The organism is Streptococcus azizii (genome assembly GCF_001984715.1).
Taxonomy (GTDB): domain Bacteria; phylum Bacillota; class Bacilli; order Lactobacillales; family Streptococcaceae; genus Streptococcus; species Streptococcus azizii.
This window is the reverse complement of the sequence record NZ_MSPR01000013.1, coordinates 32,271-53,100: the sequence shown is the minus strand read 5'-3', so window position 1 is coordinate 53,100 and position 20,830 is coordinate 32,271. Positions and strand designations below refer to the sequence as shown.

General features: G+C 41.3%; 20 protein-coding genes. 4 read left to right on the top strand and 16 right to left on the bottom strand.

What is annotated here, in order from left to right; translation table 11 throughout:
- Window positions 1-285 precede the first annotated feature (285 nt).
- From BVE84_RS07245 to mnmA, 7 genes are all read right to left on the bottom strand, one after another.
- Window positions 286-537: a Veg family protein gene (locus BVE84_RS07245; protein WP_076996392.1), complete on the bottom strand. Its 252-nt coding sequence runs from the start codon at window positions 535-537 to the stop codon at window positions 286-288.
- A gap of 2 nt (window positions 538-539) precedes the next feature.
- Entirely contained in the window at window positions 540-1,895 is a 1,356-nt protein-coding gene (gene dnaB, locus BVE84_RS07240; RefSeq protein WP_076996391.1) for a replicative DNA helicase, read from the bottom strand.
- Window positions 1,896-1,925: 30 nt separating this feature from the next.
- Window positions 1,926-2,378 (bottom strand): 50S ribosomal protein L9, encoded by a 453-nt coding sequence (gene rplI, locus BVE84_RS07235; RefSeq protein ID WP_076996390.1) that lies wholly within the window; start codon window positions 2,376-2,378, stop codon window positions 1,926-1,928.
- Between the two features lie 12 nt (window positions 2,379-2,390).
- Window positions 2,391-4,352 (bottom strand): DHH family phosphoesterase, encoded by a 1,962-nt coding sequence (locus BVE84_RS07230; RefSeq protein WP_076996389.1) that lies wholly within the window; start codon window positions 4,350-4,352, stop codon window positions 2,391-2,393.
- An 809-nt stretch (window positions 4,353-5,161) separates the two neighbouring features.
- Window positions 5,162-7,081 (bottom strand): tRNA uridine-5-carboxymethylaminomethyl(34) synthesis enzyme MnmG, encoded by a 1,920-nt coding sequence (gene mnmG / locus BVE84_RS07225; protein WP_076996388.1) that lies wholly within the window; start codon window positions 7,079-7,081, stop codon window positions 5,162-5,164.
- A 367-nt stretch (window positions 7,082-7,448) separates the two neighbouring features.
- Complete coding sequence (locus BVE84_RS07220) at window positions 7,449-7,916, bottom strand: DUF6892 domain-containing protein (RefSeq protein ID WP_076996387.1); 468 nt, start codon at window positions 7,914-7,916, stop codon at window positions 7,449-7,451.
- Between the two features lie 28 nt (window positions 7,917-7,944).
- Window positions 7,945-9,066, bottom strand: a complete 1,122-nt coding sequence (gene mnmA, locus BVE84_RS07215; RefSeq protein ID WP_076996386.1) for a tRNA 2-thiouridine(34) synthase MnmA — start codon at window positions 9,064-9,066, stop codon at window positions 7,945-7,947.
- A 182-nt stretch (window positions 9,067-9,248) separates the two neighbouring features.
- Between mnmA and sdaAB the strand changes: the two genes are divergently transcribed.
- Window positions 9,249-9,920, top strand: coding sequence for an L-serine ammonia-lyase, iron-sulfur-dependent subunit beta (gene sdaAB, locus BVE84_RS07210; RefSeq protein ID WP_076996385.1), 672 nt, complete (start codon window positions 9,249-9,251; stop codon window positions 9,918-9,920).
- An 11-nt stretch (window positions 9,921-9,931) separates the two neighbouring features.
- Entirely contained in the window at window positions 9,932-10,810 is an 879-nt protein-coding gene (gene sdaAA, locus BVE84_RS07205; RefSeq protein ID WP_076996384.1) for an L-serine ammonia-lyase, iron-sulfur-dependent, subunit alpha, read from the top strand.
- Between the two features lie 132 nt (window positions 10,811-10,942).
- Here the strand turns inward: sdaAA and apf are convergent, their stop codons facing one another.
- The 8 genes from apf to yfmF form a co-directional block, all read right to left on the bottom strand.
- A complete protein-coding gene (gene apf / locus BVE84_RS07200) occupies window positions 10,943-11,518 on the bottom strand; it encodes an aggregation-promoting factor (protein ID WP_076996383.1) in 576 nt (191 codons plus the stop codon).
- Window positions 11,519-11,661: 143 nt separating this feature from the next.
- Window positions 11,662-12,456, bottom strand: coding sequence for an energy-coupling factor transporter transmembrane component T family protein (locus BVE84_RS07195; protein ID WP_076996382.1), 795 nt, complete (start codon window positions 12,454-12,456; stop codon window positions 11,662-11,664).
- The gene (locus tag BVE84_RS07190; RefSeq protein ID WP_076996381.1) at window positions 12,449-13,291 is read right to left on the bottom strand and encodes an energy-coupling factor transporter ATPase; all 843 of its coding nucleotides are present in this window, start codon (window positions 13,289-13,291) and stop codon (window positions 12,449-12,451) included. Before BVE84_RS07190 ends, BVE84_RS07195 begins: the two co-directional genes overlap by 8 nt.
- A complete protein-coding gene (locus BVE84_RS07185) occupies window positions 13,267-14,103 on the bottom strand; it encodes an energy-coupling factor ABC transporter ATP-binding protein (protein ID WP_076996380.1) in 837 nt (278 codons plus the stop codon). The genes BVE84_RS07190 and BVE84_RS07185 overlap by 25 nt, the downstream gene beginning before the upstream one ends.
- Window positions 14,103-14,642, bottom strand: coding sequence for a CDP-diacylglycerol--glycerol-3-phosphate 3-phosphatidyltransferase (gene pgsA / locus BVE84_RS07180; protein ID WP_076996379.1), 540 nt, complete (start codon window positions 14,640-14,642; stop codon window positions 14,103-14,105). The genes BVE84_RS07185 and pgsA overlap by 1 nt, the downstream gene beginning before the upstream one ends.
- Before the next feature lie 8 nt (window positions 14,643-14,650).
- Window positions 14,651-15,508, bottom strand: coding sequence for a cytoskeleton protein RodZ (gene rodZ / locus BVE84_RS07175; RefSeq protein ID WP_076996378.1), 858 nt, complete (start codon window positions 15,506-15,508; stop codon window positions 14,651-14,653).
- A gap of 78 nt (window positions 15,509-15,586) precedes the next feature.
- Window positions 15,587-16,870, bottom strand: coding sequence for an EF-P 5-aminopentanol modification-associated protein YfmH (yfmH, locus tag BVE84_RS07170; RefSeq protein ID WP_076996377.1), 1,284 nt, complete (start codon window positions 16,868-16,870; stop codon window positions 15,587-15,589).
- Window positions 16,871-16,872: 2 nt separating this feature from the next.
- Window positions 16,873-18,126 (bottom strand): EF-P 5-aminopentanol modification-associated protein YfmF, encoded by a 1,254-nt coding sequence (gene yfmF, locus BVE84_RS07165; protein ID WP_076996376.1) that lies wholly within the window; start codon window positions 18,124-18,126, stop codon window positions 16,873-16,875.
- Between the two features lie 73 nt (window positions 18,127-18,199).
- On the opposite strand from yfmF, the gene BVE84_RS07160 reads away from it, so the two are divergent.
- Both BVE84_RS07160 and recF read left to right on the top strand, forming a co-directional pair.
- Entirely contained in the window at window positions 18,200-18,586 is a 387-nt protein-coding gene (locus BVE84_RS07160; protein WP_076996375.1) for an RNA-binding S4 domain-containing protein, read from the top strand.
- 2 nt (window positions 18,587-18,588) lie between these two features.
- The gene (gene recF, locus BVE84_RS07155; RefSeq protein WP_076996374.1) at window positions 18,589-19,680 is read left to right on the top strand and encodes a DNA replication/repair protein RecF; all 1,092 of its coding nucleotides are present in this window, start codon (window positions 18,589-18,591) and stop codon (window positions 19,678-19,680) included.
- 207 nt (window positions 19,681-19,887) lie between these two features.
- On the opposite strand, the gene BVE84_RS07150 is transcribed toward recF, so the two are convergent.
- Complete coding sequence (locus tag BVE84_RS07150; protein WP_076996373.1) at window positions 19,888-20,754, bottom strand: GRP family sugar transporter; 867 nt, start codon at window positions 20,752-20,754, stop codon at window positions 19,888-19,890.
- Window positions 20,755-20,830: the final 76 nt, after the last annotated feature.

Below are 20,830 nucleotides of genomic sequence, written 5' to 3'. Positions count from 1 at the left end.
CCTGATTCGTGCAGATACCCTTCGCCTAAACAGCTAAGGTTACTCCTATTTCAGAGTACCTGTTGACGAGCTTCATATTCCTCTGCTGCTATTTCACACAACGAGTAGTATATCATAGAAAAAAGGCTTTGTAAAGCCTCACCTCTTTAAAAAAACGTTGTCAAGAGTCTCGGTGAGTAAAAAGCCCTATTTTTGTTTTTTTGCTTAGAGTTCTTAACGCCCTTTGTATCTTGCCTTATTTCAACTGCCTTCGTTGCCTAGTCTACTGTTGATTTTTAGTGAGTATTAGTCTAAATAATGGATTAAGATTTTTTCAGTCAAGACATCGGAATAGGTGTAGGATTCTACATAGGTATTGTTGGGGTCTTGGTACTCTACGATAAAGAGAGATTGATAGACCTCGGTAATCCGCCCCTGCTTGTTTTTCTCACGCTTACGACCATTTTCAAGGGTCAATTCAACAATTTGTCCCTCATGATTTTTTATATCTTCTTTGATTTGCTTCATCTTCGCAACATCTGTAAATGCATCACTCATTCTTATCCTTCCTCCCTCTTGGAAATACTTGAAAACTTATTGTATTCTTTTTGGAACATTAGCTCAACCGTTCCACGCGCTCCTGAACGGTTTTTTTCAATGATAACCTCAACAGTGTTATTGGGAATGCCCCCATCTTCTTGCTCTCCTCGCTCATAGTAATCATCACGATACAAGAAAGCGACAATGTCTGCATCCTGCTCGATTGATCCAGACTCACGAATATCCGACAAAACAGGTCGCTTGTCCTGACGTTGTTCCACACCACGTGAAAGCTGACTGAGGGCAATGACAGGTACCTTCAACTCCTTGGCTAAAATTTTTAATTGCCGCGAAATTTCAGAAACTTCCTGCTGACGATTTTCCCGACCAGTTCCTGTAATCAACTGTAGATAGTCGATTAGAATTAGGCCTAAATTACCCGTTTCTTGAGCCAGTTTACGGGAACGAGAGCGGATTTCTGTAATCTTAATACCTGGTGTATCATCAATATAGATACTAGCGTTGGCCAGATTAGCCTGCGCTATGGTCAACTTCTGCCACTCTTCATCCGTCAAATGCCCTGTACGAATCGAGCGTGAGTTAATCATTCCTTCGGCAGCCAACATCCGGTCAACCAGGCTTTCTGCTCCCATTTCCAGAGAAAATATAGCAACGGTCTTACCCAATTTTGTACCAATATTTTGTGCAATATTTAGAGCAAAGGCTGTTTTTCCGACCGCAGGACGAGCTGCCAAAATAATCAACTCTTCTTCATGTAACCCCGTTGTCATAGCATCTAAGGCCGGATAGCCTGTCGCAATTCCTGTGATATCAGAAGTTTGACGCGAACGAATTTCAAGGTTTTCAAAGTTGATATTCAAAATATCTTCGATTTGCTTGAAGCCACTCCGACTAGCACCTTCACTGACATCAATCAGGGCCTTTTCTGCACGCGCAATAATCTCATCTGACTCATCGGCACCGTCATAGGCTTGATTGACCGACTCTGTCAATCGGGCAATCAGTTTACGTAAATTAGATTTTTCAGCAACAATCTTGGCATAGTATTCCGCATTGGCAGAAGTTGGCACCGAATTGATAACCTCTGCTAAATAGCTGAGTCCACCAATATTTTCCAAGTCACCATGGTTGGCTAAGTAATTGCGCATGGTCGTTGCATCAATAGCCTCATGTCGGTCGGATAAAGCAATCATAGCTTTAAAAATCAACTGGTGAGCATATTTGAAGAAATCGTCTGCCTCAATATATTCGCGGACAAAAACCAGTTTCCCCTCATCGATGAAAATCGCACCGAGGACTGACTGTTCTGCCAAAATATCCTGAGGTTGTACCCGTAATTCATCTAATTCTGCCAAAGTCTCACCTCCATCCCTGCTCCATCCTCACTAGGCTTCCTTGATACTCAAGTTAATCACACCCGTCACATCTTGATAAATTTTAACTGGCACATCAATCAGACCGACTGCACGAATTGGATGATCTAGTTGAATATGGCGTTTATCAAGTTTAATCCCGAATTGTTTTTCCAATTCTTCGGCAATCTTCTTACTCGTAATGGAGCCAAATGTTCGCCCGTCTGGTCCCACTTTTTCAACGAACGATACAAGCGTTGTTTCTTCTGCTAATTTAGCTTTGATACTTTCTGCTTCGGCCAACATTTCAGCATGTGCCTTTTCTTGTGATTTTTGCTTACCACGCAATTCGCTAATCGCTTGGTTGGTCGCTTCCTTGGCTAGCTTTTTCTTAATCAAAAAGTTTTGAGCATAGCCTGTTGGAACCTCCTTAACTTCTCCCTTTTTCCCTTTCCCTTTTACATCTGCTAAAAAGATTACTTTCATGAGGAACTCCTTCTATTTTTCTGTTGATTCTTCCTGCACTATTTTTATCAAGTGCTGTTGAACTTGTTCTAGCGACTGATTATAAATCTGGGCTGCTGCGAGATTGAAATGACCTCCTCCGCCCATCTCTTCCATCACTCGTTGGACATTGACCTTACTCCTGCTCCGCGCTGAAATAGCAATGTAATCATTAACATTTTTCGTAATGACAAACACCGCTTCAATACCAGCCATTTCAAGAATCGTATCTGCCGCCTTACTTGGAACAATATTGTCATAGGCAATCTCTTCATTACCACAAACAACAACAATGTGGTCTGAAATCTTCCGACCTCTTAAAATCAATTCATTTATCTGACGGTATTCGCTAAAATCTGTCGCAGCAATCTGCTGAATTTCTGAGCTGTCGCTACCACGATTTCTTAGATAGCTAGCCACATCAAAGGTTCTGCTGGTCACACGAGCTGTGAAATTTTTAGTGTCCAGCATAATCCCTGCCATCAACAAGCTAGACTGAAGCCGATTAAGCTTATGGTGCTTATCATTTTGAAACTGAATCAATTCTGTCACTAACTCACTCGCAGAACTTGCCCCACTTTCAATATAGGTCAAAACCGCATTACTCGGAAAATCTGCATCACGACGATGGTGGTCAACCACAACTACCTGACTGAACAAATCATAGAATTCTTTCGACAAGGTCAAGCCAATCTTGGAGTGATCGACCATAATGAGTAGCGATTGATCTGTTACCTGCTTTTGAGCCTCCTCAACGGTGATGAGGTTAGAACAATTTTCCTGGGTTAATTTCTGAACTGCACGCCTGATATCCGGCCCCATATCCTTTTCGTCATAGACGGTATAGGCATTGTTCATGATATTCTGCGCAAAATACTGCATTCCGACAGCAGAGCCCAGCGCATCCATATCTAGATTGCGGTGTCCAACGACAAAGACAGCATCGACCGTCTTTAGCTTGTCTGAAACAGCTGTCATCATAGCTCGCGTACGGGTTCTTGTCCGTTTAACAGATGAAGCAGAACTTCCACCGAAAAAGAGAGGTTGCTTGCTCTCATCATTTTCTTTGACAACAACCTGATCTCCACCGCGTACCTCAGCCATATTGAGATTTTGTAGAGCAATCTGCCCAATTTGCTGATGATTATTGACCCCGTAGGCAATCCCCATACTCAAGGTCAAGGCCAGATCCAGCTGTTTGGCTTCCTCACGAAAACGGTTGATGACCGAGAATTTATCTTCTATCAACCTTTCTAAGACTGCATAATCCGTAAAGAAATAAAAACGATCCATGGTCCCACGACGGTAGTAAATCCCATTTTCATTAGCAAAATCAGACACAAATTGAGCCAAGAAACTATTGACCTGACTAATCTGAGAATCGGAGAAAATATCTTCTAATTCGTCGTAATTATCGACAGAAATAATCCCAATTACAGGCCTACTACCGATTAGGTTGGAAGTGGCATAGTACTCTGTTGACGCATCAAAAAAATAAAACAATCCCTGCTCAAAATCAACATAGACTGCATAACGCTTGTCAGCGACCATGACGTAGGTTCTGTCCTCGTCCAAGCCTGCATCAATGACTTCACGCAATTTCTGCTGATCAAAGTCCCCATCTTCTTTGACAAAAAGAAGCTCTGCATAGGGATTAAACCATTCTACTTGGTTGTCTTTTAAGTGAACTTTTATCACCCCCACTGGCATGTGTGACAACAGGCGCATCAAACCAGATTCCGCTTGAGCATTTAAATACTCAATTTGCTCTACTTCACTCACCTCATAGGAATGCTTCTGAAAAATAAACAGCAAGACCAGCAAAAAGAATGCTACAAATATAGACAAATAGGTAATCGTTGAGTCGGGATACAAACCATGGATTAACGCTAATAATCCAAAGAGGATTACCCCAATCATCACGAAATGAATCGTTGAAAATCGAAATTTTTTCATCACTAACCTCTGCCTGCCATTTTACCATAAAACCGCTGAAAATGCTAGCTTCTATTTCCAAACAAGATAACAACAAGGCCCTCTATTCTCTATTTCCTAGGAGAGGAAAATCACAGTCCATCTAATTCCCTATAACATCATACTCGATAAAAAATCAAAAGTAGATATAAAATACAGAGGGTGTGTCAAAAGCGACTGAAAATTAGGAAACATGACGAAGAAACGTTTGAACACCTTCTTATACTCAATAAAAATCAAAAGTAGACTAGGAAACGAAGGCGAAGGTAGAACTAGCGTTCACCGAGACAAGGTGACAACGTATCCTTTTGATTTTTAAAGAGTATTAACCTCACTCTTTCGTTTTTAGGCTCAGGCTTCCGTGGTCACTTTCGTGTTTATAGGTGACCAGTTTCAACAGTTCCCCGAACTGTTGAAATCCCCTGACTATCTTCGCTTCTCAGTTTCTAGGCTCAGGTAGAAATAGTCACTCCCCTGACTATTTCTATATCCCAAAGGGATTCTCATCTGTAATCGGCTAAAGCCGAAACAGCTGCCTATCCACTAAAGGGATTCTCATCTGTAATCGGCTAAAGCCGAAACAGCTGCCTATCTTTTTTCTCACATTTTTAGTCCGAACTCAATTTCATTAAGATACGAGAGCGTTTGACACGAATTTTACTCGTTTTATTTCCAACCTTCAACAGCCTATCCCTAGACTGTTGAAGCGAGCAAAGCAAAAATAGGAGCTTTTCACTCAGCAAGATGAGGGCTAAAACTGTTAGAAAAAAGACTCGACAACTGTCTAGCCTTTAGTTCTGATTATTCTTCGATTTATTCTTTGAAATAGAGCGACTACGCCCTTCCAAATAAACCATTAGGATGGAAATATCTGCTGGATTAACCCCTGAAATACGACTAGCCTGTCCAATGGTTTCGGGAGAAATCAGCTTAAATTTTTGGCGAGCTTCTGTTGCTATCGAATCAATATCATCCCAATCAATATCTGCCGGGATTCGTTTTTCTTCCATCCGTTTCATCTTCTCAACCTGATCCAGAGCCTTGCTGATGTATCCTTCATACTTGACCTCTGTTTCAATCAATTCAACCGTCCGATCAGCTAATTCCTCAGCTGCTGGTCCGACAAATTGAACTACATCGGCATAGGTCACCTCAGGTCTACGCATAAATTCCTTGGCTGTCAACGCATCTGTCAAGGGTTTAAAGCCCATGGCAACTACTTTTTCGTTGGTTTCCTTAATCGGTTTCAACTTAATGGAGGCAAGGCGCATCATCTCATTTTCAAATTGAGTTTTGTGAATCTGAAAGAGGCGGTAGCGTTCATCGTCAACCAGGCCGATTTGGTGACCAATCTCTGTCAAACGCATGTCTGCATTGTCGTGACGCAAAATCAAACGATATTCTGCTCGACTAGTTAAGAGGCGATACGGCTCAACGGTTCCTTTCGTTACCAAATCATCAATCATCACACCGATATAACCATCGCTACGCTTCAAAATCATTTCTGGCCTGCCCTGCACTTTAAGCGCTGCATTGATTCCTGCGACAATTCCCTGACCAGCAGCCTCTTCATAGCCAGAAGTTCCGTTCGTCTGCCCAGCAGTAAATAGTCCCGATATCTTCTTAGTTTCAAGGGTCGCCCGCAACTGATGGGGCATAATCATATCGTATTCAATGGCATAACCTGTCCGCATCATCTCAGCATGTTCAAGTCCCTTGATGGAGTGAACCAAGTCCTTTTGCACGTCTTCTGGAAGACTGGTGGAGAGACCTTGGATATAAATCTCATCCGTATCAGCTCCCTCAGGTTCTAAGAATAGTTGATGCCGCTCCTTATCTGCAAAGCGTACAATTTTATCTTCGATAGATGGGCAATAACGGGGACCGACTCCCTTCACCACTCCTGAAAACATGGGTGCACGATGTAGGTTACGATTGATGATTTCATGACTACGAGCATTCGTATAGGTCAACCAACAAGGAATCTGATCCTTTAAATAATCCTCATCTTTTGATAGGAATGAAAAATGATTCGGCTTTTCATCTCCAGGTTGGATTTCCGTTGCGGCATAGTCAACAGTCCGTGCATTGACACGAGGTGGGGTCCCTGTTTTAAAACGGCCGATTTCAAGTCCCAACTCTTTCAAGTTATCTGCCAGTGTGATAGATGCTAGGCTATTATTTGGACCAGATGAATACTTCAAATCACCGATAATAATCTCTCCACGTAGGGCTGTTCCTGTTGTTACAACCACAGCTTTTGCTGCAAAATATTGATTGGTTGCTGTTCGAACACCGACGACCCGATCCGCTTCTACTAAAATTTCATCAATCATCGTCTGACGCAAGGTTAGGTTTTCTTGTCGTTCAACTGTTCGCTTCATCTCTAAGGAATATCGAGCCTTATCCGCCTGAGCTCGTAAAGCTCGCACAGCAGGACCCTTTCCTGTATTCAACATTTTCATCTGGATATAGGTCTTGTCAATATTGCGCCCCATTTCACCACCAAGGGCATCAATCTCTCGGACTACAATTCCCTTAGCTGAACCACCGATTGATGGATTACAAGGCATAAAGGCTATCATATCCAAACTAATCGTTGCAAGCAAGGTCCTGCACCCCATACGACTGCTTGCAAGACCTGCTTCTACACCAGCATGCCCCGCACCAATGACAATCACATCATATTCTTCTGTAAACATATAGGTCATCTTATCTTCCCCTCTAAATCATATAATCTAAATCACTTCCAACAGCTAATACTCAATAAAAATCAACAGCAGACTAGGAAATGCAGACGAAGGTAAAACTCTGTTCCATCTTATTTCAAGAGTCTAACTCATTTTTAATGGACAGCATCTTGACAGCTACAACCTTGACAAACACTGTAAAGATCGTGTCAACTTTCATTGTTTTGAATTTTCTTCGACTGTATCTGCACTAACCAGCACCCAGTTCCTTGCACAAAAAGAGCCAAATCCCTCAGAACTGCACGCAAAAAACGTCCAATTCCTATGAGCTTTGACCATCATCGGTATTGTTATTGATATTGTAGCAAATTCTACTTTATAAGACAAATTAAATCAATAGATTCACACCCTTAGATTTTAAAAACTCTTTAACTTCCGGTGTCATCATTGGCACTGTACCATCAACGGTCTTTAAATTAGGAAATTGTTTCAATTCCGCTTCAGATACCTTAGAAATGTCAAAAAGATCGTCTTCTCCATCCCAAACAAGTGAAGCTTCACAATAAATTTCATTTCCCCCATCAAAATAGAGTTTCGTTACTTTATTGGCAAGTTTCACAGGTATTTCAAGAGTTTCAAAGTAATCTCTTATCTCAGGCGGGACTTGATAGGCATATTTTTCTCCATATTCCCAAAAATCAAAGCATTGCTCTTCACAAAATTGAGAAGCACTGAACTTTGGTTTCAATAACTCTTGCTCATACATCAACTCTTGAACAATAGCTAGTTTAAAATTAAAATTATCGAATTCTAATTGTTTGCCATTTCCTTTTTTGAATAAATCAAATAACCCCATCTACCCGCTCCTTTACAGACTTAACGATTTAGATGTACTGACAAACTTCACCATCACGGAAAGCCAAATCAATAAGACCTCCACCTAAACATTCATCTCCTTGATAAAAGACAACAGCCTGCCCAGGTGTAATGGCGCGCTGTGGCTCAGCAAAGGTCACTTCCGCTTTATCTCCTCTCACATGCACAGTCACTTTCGAATCAGGTTGACGATAGCGAAATTTCGCTGTACATTCGAGAGTGAATGTCTCAGGCATCTTTCGTGTAAAGTTTACTTGACTAGCTGTCAAGCTAGTTGACATCAATGATTCATGGTAGAAACCTTGACCAACATATAAGATATTTTGAGATAGATCCTTTCCAACAACGAACCAGGGGGTATTGTCCCCTCCGATTTGTCCACCGATTCCCAAGCCACCGCGTTGACCGATTGTATAATACATGAGACCTGCATGCTCCCCCATATCTCGTCCATCAACAGTCATCATTCGCCCCTTTTGAGCTGGTAGATACTGGCTAAGAAATTCTTTAAAGTTCTTCTCACCAATAAAACAAATCCCTGTCGAATCTTTCTTTTTAGCTGTTGCAAGTCCTGCTCGTTCTGCTATTTCACGTACCTCTGACTTCTGCAAATGTCCGAGAGGGAACATGGTTTTTTGCAACTGCTCTTGTGTCAACTGGCTAAGGAAATAGGTCTGATCCTTGCCATTGTCAGCACCACGCAACATATGGACAAGCCCCTGATCATCTCTCTGAACCTGAGCATAGTGACCTGTGGCCACATAGTCAGCCCCCAGGTTCATAGCATAATCTAAGAAGGCTTTGAATTTTATTTCTTTATTACACATGACGTCTGGATTCGGTGTCCGCCCTGCACGGTATTCTGCGAGAAAATATTCAAACACTCGATCCCAATACTCTTTTTCAAAGTTGACAGAGTAGTAAGGAATCCCTATTTGATCCGCAACAGCTGCAACGTCCTTATAATCTTCCGTCGCTGTACAAACACCATTTTCATCCGTGTCATCCCAGTTTTTCATGAAGATGCCAATCACATCATAGCCCTGCTCTTTGAGCAATAAGGCCGTGACAGAGGAATCCACACCTCCACTCATCCCGACGACAACACGTATCTTTGCATTATCACCCATTGTCTGTTCTCCCATCAATTTTACTTATTTCAAAAAACGATTGAAGGTCGATTTTGAAGTACCTTGCGGCACAGACAGTATTATACCACATCACACATCATTTTCTAGTAAATAAAATTAAGGAGCAGATTTTCCTACTGTTATCTGATATAATACAAGTAAGAGAAAATAGAGGAAAACCTATGACTAATCTAAAATTTCAATCCGTATTCGATATCATAGGTCCAGTCATGATTGGACCATCATCTAGCCATACAGCAGGAGCTGTCCGTATCGGTAAAATTGTCTCATCTATCTTTGGAGAGACGCCGACAGAAGTCGAGTTTCAACTCTTCAATTCATTTGCCAAAACCTATCGAGGACACGGTACCGATGTTGCTCTAGTAGCTGGTATCTTAGGGATGGATACTGATGACCCCCGCATTCCAGATTCTCTGGATATCGCTCGAGAAAAAGGCATTAGAGTCTACTGGAAAATCAATAAGGACAGCAATACCCCGCATCCAAATACAACCCGCATCATCATCAAAAATCATCACAAATCTATTTCTGCAACAGGCGTATCTATCGGTGGAGGAAATATTCAGGTAACTGAGTTAAATGGCTTTGCGGTCAATCTGAATATGAATACACCTACCATCATCATCGTTCATCAGGATGTGCCTGGGATGATTGCAAAAGTGACGGATATTCTTTCAAAATATAACATCAATATCGCACAGATGAATGTGACCCGCGAAAGTGCAGGCGAAAAAGCGATTATGATTATTGAAGTAGATTCCAGACATTGTGATGACTCTATTGCTGAAATTGAAGAAATTCCTCATTTACACAATGTCAACTTCTTTAACTAGAAAGAGAGATTATGTTTTACACAATTAAAGAACTGGTAACACAGGCTAATGAAGGATTTTCAGGAAGTGTTGCGGCCCTCATGATTGAGACCGAAATCGAACTAACTGGACGCTCTCGTAAAGAAATCTTGACACTTATGTCAAGAAACTTGACCGTTATGAAATCTTCTATTGTAGATGGTTTATCCGAGAGTAAGTCCGTATCTGGACTAACAGGGGGCGATGCAGCTAAGCTCGAACGCTATATCCAGTCTGGTAAGACCCTATCAGACAAAACAGTCCTCTGTGCTGCTCGTAATGCTATCGCTGTGAATGAATTAAACGCCAAGATGGGACTAGTCTGTGCCACACCAACTGCTGGTTCTGCCGGTTGCTTACCTGCTGTTTTAGGAGTAGCCATTGATAAGCTCAAATTAACAGAAAAAGAACAGCTTGACTTCCTCTTTACAGCAGGAGCTTTTGGACTGGTCATCGCAAATAATGCTTCGATTTCTGGTGCAGAAGGAGGGTGTCAAGCCGAGGTTGGCTCTGCAGCAGCCATGTCTGCTGCTGCACTCACTTTAGCAGCAGGGGGAAATGCTTTTCAAGCTAGTCAGGCTATCTGCTTTGTCATAAAAAACATGCTCGGTTTGGTTTGTGACCCTGTCGCTGGGCTCGTTGAAGTTCCTTGCGTTAAACGAAATGCTATGGGAGCCAGCTATGCACTTGTTGCAGCTGATATGGCGCTAGCAGGCATCGAGTCAAAAATTCCTGCAGACGAGGTTATTCTTGCTATGTACCAAGTCGGCTCTAGCCTACCTACTGCTTTTCGGGAAACAGCAGAAGGGGGGCTTGCCATTACCCCAACTGGAAAACGTCTCGCCCAGCACATCTTTGGAAATGATTCATAGCAAAAAGCAAACGAATACTCAAAAAAGGCCGAATCTGTGATTCGGTCTTTTCAAACGTATCCCCGATACTTTATCCACTGACTCATGGGACATTCATAAGGAGTACAGTATCATGTTGGTATTCAAAGAGGATTAGTACCAACCATTTGCTAGCCAAAAACCTTTCGCTGCAACCCATGAACCATAGCGACTGGCTACATAGGCATCTGCCACACGTTCTTGATTTTCCGGTGAATAATCACCATTCAAATAGCTATTTGTCAGTTGGTAACGACCATAATAGATACCGTTTTGAGCTGTATAACTACCTCCTGATTCTTTTTGTGCAATCCACTCTTTAGCATCTGCTTCATCACCAACTACCGTAGAGGTGTAGGATGCTGGAGTTTCTCGAATTGGTTCTGCTGGCACTGAGGAGTTTTCTTCCACCAGCGACTTATCACTTTCAGGTAAGGATACATTTGTCGTTGCCCCTGTTACTTTATGTAATTCTAATACCTGATTCACATAGATTACATTTGGATTCGCAATCTTATTCAGTGATACCAGTGACTCAACTGACGTTTGATTAGCTAGAGCAATTTGAGATAAGGTATCCCCAGCTTTCACCCTGTAAGTATCTGCATTTACGATACCAGCAGTCAAGAGCGAACTCATTGCAACCAATCCTGCAATGATTATTTTTACTTTTTTATTTGTAACGATCATATGATTTACATAGTCCTTTCTTTCAACTATCCCTTATCATACAATCAAAATATTACTCTCACTTTGTGAAAAGATTACAAATATTACAAATAAATGTAGATTCAACAATAAAAGCGCCAAAGTTGCGCTTTTGTTGTCTGTCACTAACTTTTCAGATAATAAAGAAGAATTCCCAATATCAGCATGACAACCAACACTAGGCTATCTGCTAGCGTCCATTCTAACATACGGTATTTGCTACGACCATCTCCACCTTGATACCCCCGTGCCTCCATGGCTGTCGCCAAAGCATCTGCCCGTTTAAAACTAGAGGCAAAGAGCGGAATTAAAATTGGAATAACGGACTTTACTTTTTGGATAAGGCTTCCTTCTCCAAAATCAACACCGCGCGCCCGTTGGGCATTCATAATCCGTGTCGTATCATCCATCAGAGTCGGAACAAAACGCAGGCTCATCGACAACATCAAACCAATTTCATGTACTGGTACCTTCAAATAGGTAAGAGGTGCAAGTCCAGCTTCAATACCGTCTGCCAAGCTAAGTGGCATGGTAGTCAGGGTTAAGAGCGTCGACAGGAAAATAATCAAGACAAAGCGAACAAAGATAATACCCGCCTGTTGAAGCCCTTCCTCCGTCACTTTCAAAATCCAGAATTGCCATAAGACTTCCTGACCACCTGTGAAAAAGACTTGAAAAAAAGTTGTAAATAAGATGATACCAATCATTGGTTTAACGCCATTGATGAAGAAAGTCAGATTTATCTTGGATAAAAATACGACAATGAGGACAAAGGTAGCTAGTAGGATATTGGTCACCAAGTTATTGGCCCAAAAAATAATGAGTAAAAAACTTATCATCGCGAGTAGCTTGCTACGTGGATCTAAGCGATGAATCATCGAATCCCCCGGGATATAACGTCCTAAAATCAATTTATCCATGCGCTACTACCTCTACAAATTCGTCCATAGTAATCGGTAAACGTTCAAATACAAACCCTCTCCGTTCTAAATTCGCCGCAAATTTTGTAATTTTAGGAACTCCCAACTGGATACTTTCCATAAAATCAACTTCCTGAAATACATCCCTAGGACATCCTGCCTTGACCAATTTACCATTAGCCATAATAAAGACATGGTTTGCAAAATTCGCTACATCATCCATTAAATGGGTCACTAGGACAATCGTCATGCCCGATTGGTGAAGCTGTTGAAAAATCGACATCAATTCCTTACGACCTGCTGGGTCAAGCCCTGCTGTTGGCTCATCAAGAACCAATACTTTTGGCTCCATGGCCAGGATACCTGCAATCGCAACCCGTCGCATTTGTCCACCAGACAATTCAAAGGGACTGCGGTCGAACAGGTCCTCGGATATTCCGACCAAGGCCAATTTCTCACGCGCAATCGCCTCAGCTTTGTCCCTTGACACACCAAAATTCTGCGGTCCAAAAACAACATCTTTCAAAACTGTTTCCTCAAAGACTTGACTTTCTGGAAACTGAAAGACCAGCCCAACCTTCTTGCGCACCTGCTTAATATCCTTATTGACAGAGGTCGGTGTAATACAAAAATCATCAATCACGACCGTCCCTGATGTAGGAATATTAAGACCGTTTAGCAACTGTAGAATCGTTGATTTTCCTGAACCAGTATGACCAATAATGGCAGTATAAGAACCGTCTATAATCTCCAAATCGACACCAAAAAGCGCCCGTCCTTCAAAAGGAGTATTGGCCTGATATGTATAATCTACTTGTCGGAGAGTAACGCCCATAATGTTTCTTCTAATTCCTCTTCTGTAAAATAGCGCGATGCCACATGAAGCCCCTTTTCACGCAACTGCTGAACAAGGGTCACTGTAAATGGCTGATCCAAGCCTAAGTCCTGCAAATCTTCACGCATAAATAATTCTGCCGGGCTACTAACGGACTCGATCTGCCCCTTTTTCATAACCAGGACTCGATCGCTCAAAGCCACTTCATCTAAATCATGCGTGATGGAAATCACTGTAATCTGATACTTATCCTTAATCTCTTTGACAATTCTAATCAATTCCAACCGGCCTTCAGGGTCTAGCATGCTGGTCGCCTCATCAAGGATAATGATGCTAGGACGTAGTGCAACTACTCCTGCAATCGCAACCCGCTGCTTTTGACCGCCAGATAATCTTGCTGGCTCACGTTTTTTAAAATCCGTCATTCCAACCAAGTCCAAGGCTTCCTGCACCCGTTGCTTCATGTCCTCGAGGGGAATACCTTGATTTTCTAAACCAAAAGCAACATCATCTTCAACGGTGGCTCCAACAAACTGGTTATCTGGATTTTGAAAGACCATACCAATTTGACGACGCTTTTCCCAAACATTTGCTGGTGTTAAGACATCACCAGTTATGATAATCTCCCCAGACTCTGCTTCCAATAAACCATCAATCAAACGGACAGTAGTTGATTTTCCTGAACCATTGTGACCGATAATTGAGAGCCACTCTCCTTGTTTCACGTGAAACGAAACATCCTTCAAGGTATACTGATCATCTTCTTGATTATATTTATAATTCACATGCTTTACTTCAATAATATTTGTCATCACTTAAAGGTATCCTTAAATAAATAAGAAGCACCCTTAAAATAATCATAACCTGAATAAAGGGTGAAAAATAGGGCAATATAGAGGGTAATCGTTCCTAATAATTGCAAGTGGAATAAGAGAAAGATAATCGCAAACATCTGAGAAAATGTCTTGATTTTACCAGGTAGCGCTGCCGCAAGGACTGTGCCACCGTTTTCAACCAACAGTAGGCGCAAACCTGTTACGGCCAACTCCCGACAAATAATAATTGCAACGATCCAGGCGGGAGCAGAGCCAATCTCTACCAACATAATAAAGGCCGTCATTACTAAAATTTTATCTGCCATTGGGTCAGCAAATTTTCCAAAATTAGTCACCACCTGCCATTTACGTGCCAGATAGCCATCAAGATAGTCTGTTAAGCTCGCTAATGCGAATAACACCATCGCTATGATATGACTAGCTAGGCTATCCCATACAGTCAAAATGAATATAAATACAGGAATCACTAAGATACGAGCTAGCGTTAAAGCGTTGGGAATATGTTCTTTTTTCATTCTAGTCCTCATTGTTCAATCGTCAAAATAACGTTTCCTGACTGGTTTGTCAAAGCTGATGTGTCTAGCTTTTGACCAGCAATCGTCACATCAACCCCACGAACAACACCTAACACTAGGGTTGCTGTAGCAGTTCCTTCTGGAAGGGTTGCTGACACAGTCGGTGAGTCTGGAGATAGGGTAAAGCCACCTGCAATTTCTGTACCCGTCAAGCTAACCCAACTGGTGACACTTGATACAGAAAGGGCAACCGTTACAGGCAGTTTAGCCCCTTTAACAGTTACTGCTAAATCGTTTCCTCCACCTGACGTTTCTAAGCTCACACCCGCTGCGAGGCTACTGCTAGATGATGGTATTGTAGAAGACGACGAACTGTCAGAAGGCTGACTCTCTGGTTCACTCGTTGTCGTAGACTGAGAAACAACACTATATGAAATACTTGTTTCGTTCGGCCGTGCTTGATTTTGAACGCGGCTGTAAACAATATAGGTCACAAAGCATAAAATAAATATTGAGGAAAGTAGTAAATAAATGAGCGGTAGATAAGATGTTTTCTTCTTTTTCACCTTGTAGCTTCTCCGTAGTTCAGACTGTAGCTCTGCTTCCTCTCCTGCCTCATAATACATCACTAAACTATTTTGGTCATACGCATCAAGTAATACAGTAGCATCCAACTCTAATACCTCAGCATAGCGCTGTAAAAATGAACGGGTATAGGCTTTATCTGGAATATATTCAAAATCGTTGTATTCTAAAGCCTGTAAATATTTTGCCTGAATCTTGGTCATTCTCTGCAAATCAGTAAAATTCCAGCCACGACTCTCCCTAGCTGCTCGCAACACCTCTCCTATGCTTTTTTGTCTCATAAGTCCCTCTCTCTATCAATTAGTTTTCAATACCATATTGTACCAAAAATTTAGGGAAATTTCGATGCTAATTCACTTTTATTTTGGAAAAATCATAAAATCTGCCACATCGCACTGGCTCATAAATTGCCGTCCAACTTCCAATACTTCCTCCAGCATGAGCTTGGTCAAGAGTTCAGGAATATCAAAAATTGATTCCGTCTCAGATAAATAACTCACAAAATAGCTGACCGTAGCCTCTGAAGAATTAAGATTACGGATAAATTCACCGTACAATTCATTCTTAAGGATTTGAAAATGCTCCTGTGTCACATCTTGATCCTCCTCAAAGTTTGAAAAGGCTCTGCGCAACTGACTTGAAACAGTAATAGGCTCTGCTGTATCACCCGTCACCACTACAAAATGATAGCCTTGCAAAACTTCAACATGAAAACTCAGAGAATGGTCAATTTTATTGGCATCATAAAGACTTTGGTAGCGTTTTGAAGTTCGTCCAATCAACATAGCTAGTAAAAAAGACAAACATATTCGATAATACTGCTCTTTTCCTTCTGGAACCAGGTCGTTACCTCTCAGACCAAGAGCTAGTTTCGGAAGCGCTACCTCCCAACTCTCCTTTCCATGCTCAACGATAGCTTCTTTTTTGATAGGATAAGATACCTGCCTAGCTTCTTGTCTCACGTAAGTTCCTGCCTGCTCTTCGTCAACCCACTCAAAAACCTCATGAACATCTATATCTCCCATCACAACTAATGTCATGGCATCTGGCCGATAAAACCGTTGGAAATTCTCTCGCAAAACTGTCACTGAGATTTCTTGAATAGAGGCCCTTGACCCCGCTATATCCTCAGCCAAGGCCGTATTGGGATACAGATTCTTTAAAATTCCAAGATAAAGACGATGATCAGGATCATCGGCATACATATCAATTTCTTGAGCAATGATTTCTTTTTCTCGCTCCACACTCTCCTCTGTAAAATGAGTCTCCCTCACCATTGTCTGGAGCCATGCAAGCGGTTGGCGAAGCTCTCCAGTTGTTGAAAAAAGATAACAGGTCTGATGAAAGCTGGTATAGGCATTCGCATTCGCACCGCATCTGGCAAACTCCTGCAAGATGTCGCCGCTATCAGCTGTTTCAAACAGCTTATGTTCTAAAAAATGGGCTATTCCCGCTGGGTAAGTCCTTGTAGTATTGTCAACAGATGTAAACTTATTGTCAAGAGAGCCAAATTCAACTGTCATGGCTGCATAGGTTTCATGAAATCCTTTTTTAGGAATCAAGACAAGCCTCAATCCATTTTCTAATCTAGCATGATAAATAGGATTTTTCAGATAAGGATACGTCTTTTCTATTAGTTTCATCTTTACTGCATTGCTCCTTCCATAAAATAAATAGCTTGTAGGCGCACTAGCTTTGCAGCACGAATAATATCCTTTCTTGACACTTTATTGACAGCAACTATCCATTCTGACACATCCAGTTGCTCCTCTCCAAAAACAACCTTATTGTACGTCTGTTCAATCAGTTGACTCTGCTTATCTTGAGAGAGGGTCGCAGCATGGACCAACATCCTTTTTGTTAAGGTTAGTTCCTCATCTGTAAAATAGCCCCTCTTGATATCCAACAACTGCTTCCCAATCGAACGCATGACTTTTTTTCGATGAACGTTATCAATCCCCGCATATACCTTCAAAAAACCGGTAAAGATATTGAGTTGACTGCCAATCGTATAAGCAAGTCCTTCTTTTTCACGAACAGTGGTGAACAATTTAGAATGTGCAAATGCTCCAAAAAGTCCATTCAGGACAATCAAAGGAATATGGTTCCTATCATTGTAAACAACCGGCAGGTGGTAAGCCAGCTCTAGAATGGACTGAGAGGTTTCTTTACGCTCTATCTTTTCTCTCACAATAGGTGAAAAAGGCTGGCTATAAGTCAAATCCAACTTAGGATTTCGATAAGAAAAACGAAATTCTCTCAGACGTTTCATGACCATATTCTGATCAACTTCTCCCGAAATGAAGAAATCAATCCGATCCAAATGAATCATGTTTTGTAAAGCCTTGTAAACCGTATGAGCAGTTTCTTTTTCTACTAGCTCACGCTTTCCAATACGCGGAATTTTCAAATGTTCCTCTTCAAAAAATAAGGCTGCTAGCTCCACATCTGCATGATAAAAATGATCCTCCACTTCAGTATCCAGATAATGCAATAAATTGGCTTTTTCAACCTCAAAAAAATCAGGGTCAAACGCATCTTTTTTTGCCAAAGGCTGAAAGAGGCTGGCGTAGAGAATATCGAGTAAGGCAAGCGTCACATCCGACTCATTCGGCAAATAGCTCGACTTAATATAAGAAATCTTGATATCGATACAATGGACACGGCCTCTACTTGATACACTGGTTGAAAATCGGGCGCCATACAAATCCGCTAAGCGCTGGTGGAATAAATGAGAAGTGGGATATACTTGATTTGCCGTATCCAGAATATTAGAAATGAGTACCCGTCCAGCGACTGTTTTTACATCCATCGGCGCAGCAAAACGAACCACTATCTGATTGGTCGTAAATTTTTCTGCAGGAATAAAATGAAGCTGAACACCTTCTTGTAATTTCATGGATAACCCCTCTCAAATATTCTAGCTTCAATTATACCATTTTATGGTATAATTAACTGAAATGAGGTAATTTATGCACTACAAATTATATGACGAATACATACTGTTACAATCACTGCTAAAAGAAGTCGGACTGATTCAAAGCGGAGGGGCCATTAAAGGATTTTTACAGGAATTTCCCGTCTTTTTTAATGGTGAAAAAGAAGAGCGTAGACGTAAAAAAATCCGTATTGGAGATGTCATCCGCATACCTAGCCACAGTTTAGCTATTACCGTAATAGCACCAACAGAAGCTGAAAAAAAAGAATACGAGAAGGACAGGCTCGAAAAGGAACGAGTCGCTCAAATCGTCAAACAACTAAATGCTCAACATAAAAAAGGCAGGTCAAAAGCCACTCCTTCTACTAATCCTAATAAGAATAGACAAAGAGCGGCTGCTATTCGCTTTCCGGGTACCTAAAGATGTGGTTAGAATCATTACGCTTACAGCACTTCCGTAACTACCAAGAAATAGACATCACCTTTCATAATGGACTAAATGTTTTCCTAGGACAAAATGCACAAGGAAAGACCAACATTCTTGAAAGTATCTATTTCTTAGCTTTGACACGTAGTCATCGGACACGTGTTGACAAGGACTTGATACAGTTTCAGCAAAACAATCTTTCCATTAGTGGTTTACTCCACCGTCAAATCGGTAACCTTCCACTTGACATTGAATTGACAGGTAAAGGAAGGATTACCAAGGTCAATCATCTCAAGCAATCGAAACTATCAGATTATATTGGTCACCTCAATGTCGTTCTTTTCGCTCCAGAAGACCTGCAGTTAATCAAGGGTGCACCCACTCTCAGAAGAAAATTCATCGATGTTGAGTTGGGACAGATTAAGCCGATCTATTTATCTGACTTATCCAACTACAACCATGTACTCAAGCAACGAAATACCTATCTAAAGTCAACCACTAGCATCGATGAGACCTTCCTTTCTGTCCTAGATCAGCAACTGGCTGAATATGGTAGCAAGGTCATTTTACAGCGTATAGATTTTCTCAAAAAGCTAGAATTCTTTGGAAATAGAAAGGTTGTAGAACTTTCGGAACAAGGTGAAGAATTGACTATCCAATACCAATCTTCTATTAAGTTTACAGATAAAGACACTATTGTTGACGAATTTTTGACAGAGTTGTCAAGTTATCGTAAACGTGATACCTTCAAAAAAAACACAGGTGTCGGCCCCCATCGCGATGATATTGCCTTTTTCCTAAATGGAATCAATGCCCACTATGGAAGTCAGGGACAACATCGTAGTTTGGTATTGTCACTCAAATTGGCCGAAATTGAACTGATGAAAGAGGTAACACGAGAGTATCCTATCTTGCTGCTTGATGATGTCATGAGCGAACTGGACAACAGGCGCCAAGTGAAGTTGCTAGAAACCATTTCACACACTATTCAAACCTTTATTACAACAACCAGTCTTGAACACTTATCAAAACTACCAGAAAAAGTCAAAATCTTTACTGTCAGACAAGGGCAAATTGAAGAACAATAAAAAGCTGGCTTGACCAGCTTTTTATTGTTTTATTATAAACATTTAGTGAAGCCCCAAAATAGCTATCCGCTAATGATTTAGAAAGAGGCTATTGGATGTTGACTCTATTTTAAGAAAAAACTACCCACTACTACACGATTGAGGAGATCTTACAGGAAAAATTGTAATAATCGGTACAAACGTGCTATTTCTGATGCCGGTTGCATATTAGTAAGATTTTACAACACCTAATAAGACAGCTCCAATCACAAAACAGGCAATCCCAATGGTTAACCAGCGTATCTCCTTATAGGTCTTTGTTTCACCTAAAAAGAGAATTCCCCCAATGATAGAGATGATGACACCAAGTTGTGAGAAACTAAAGGCAATGGCAAGCCCTGCCTTAGCAGCTGCCAAGAGCATGAAGATATTTCCAATTCCCCACATAAGACCGACTAAAGCATTTCTGATGACTACGGCTTCAAACTGAATTTGGAACTTCATGAAAATAATCGCCCCTAAGACCATACCGACAGCCATCGGAAGAATGACCGCTAATGCATCAAAATGCATGATATTATTGAATAAAATCGCATAGGATAGGTAACCTGCGGTCGAGTAAGCAAGGGCGCGAAAACCTTTTCCAAACTCATGGTTCTTATTTGTATGAACCTTCTCAGCATCCTGCTTACTGGTAAAGTAAAATCCTACTACAAGGAGAACCAAGGCTAAAATCCCGAGTAAAAATTGAGCTGGTTTTGCCCATTCTCCAAAGATGATTGCGCCAATCAAACTCCCAAACACTAATTGAGCACCGCTTGATAAGGGATTGGCAACTGATACTCCCATGTATTGCATGGACCGGAACTGACCATATTGCCCCATAGACCAAAGCATGCCACCAATGATGCCAACGACCCATAAAATGAGTGACATCTCTGGTCTAACAATCATCCAAATAATCAGCGCAAACAGGAGTGCTCCCAGTGTCATTCCAAACGTTTGTTGGTTGGGCCTACCACCAATTTTATTGCTGACAAAACCAATACTCCCCCAAGCTATCATGGGGACGAGTGCGTATACAATTCCCTGCATTTATTCTCCTTTACAAGTATGTTTACAATATTGTAAACATACTTTACTTGATACAATCACTATCTAACTAGAAACC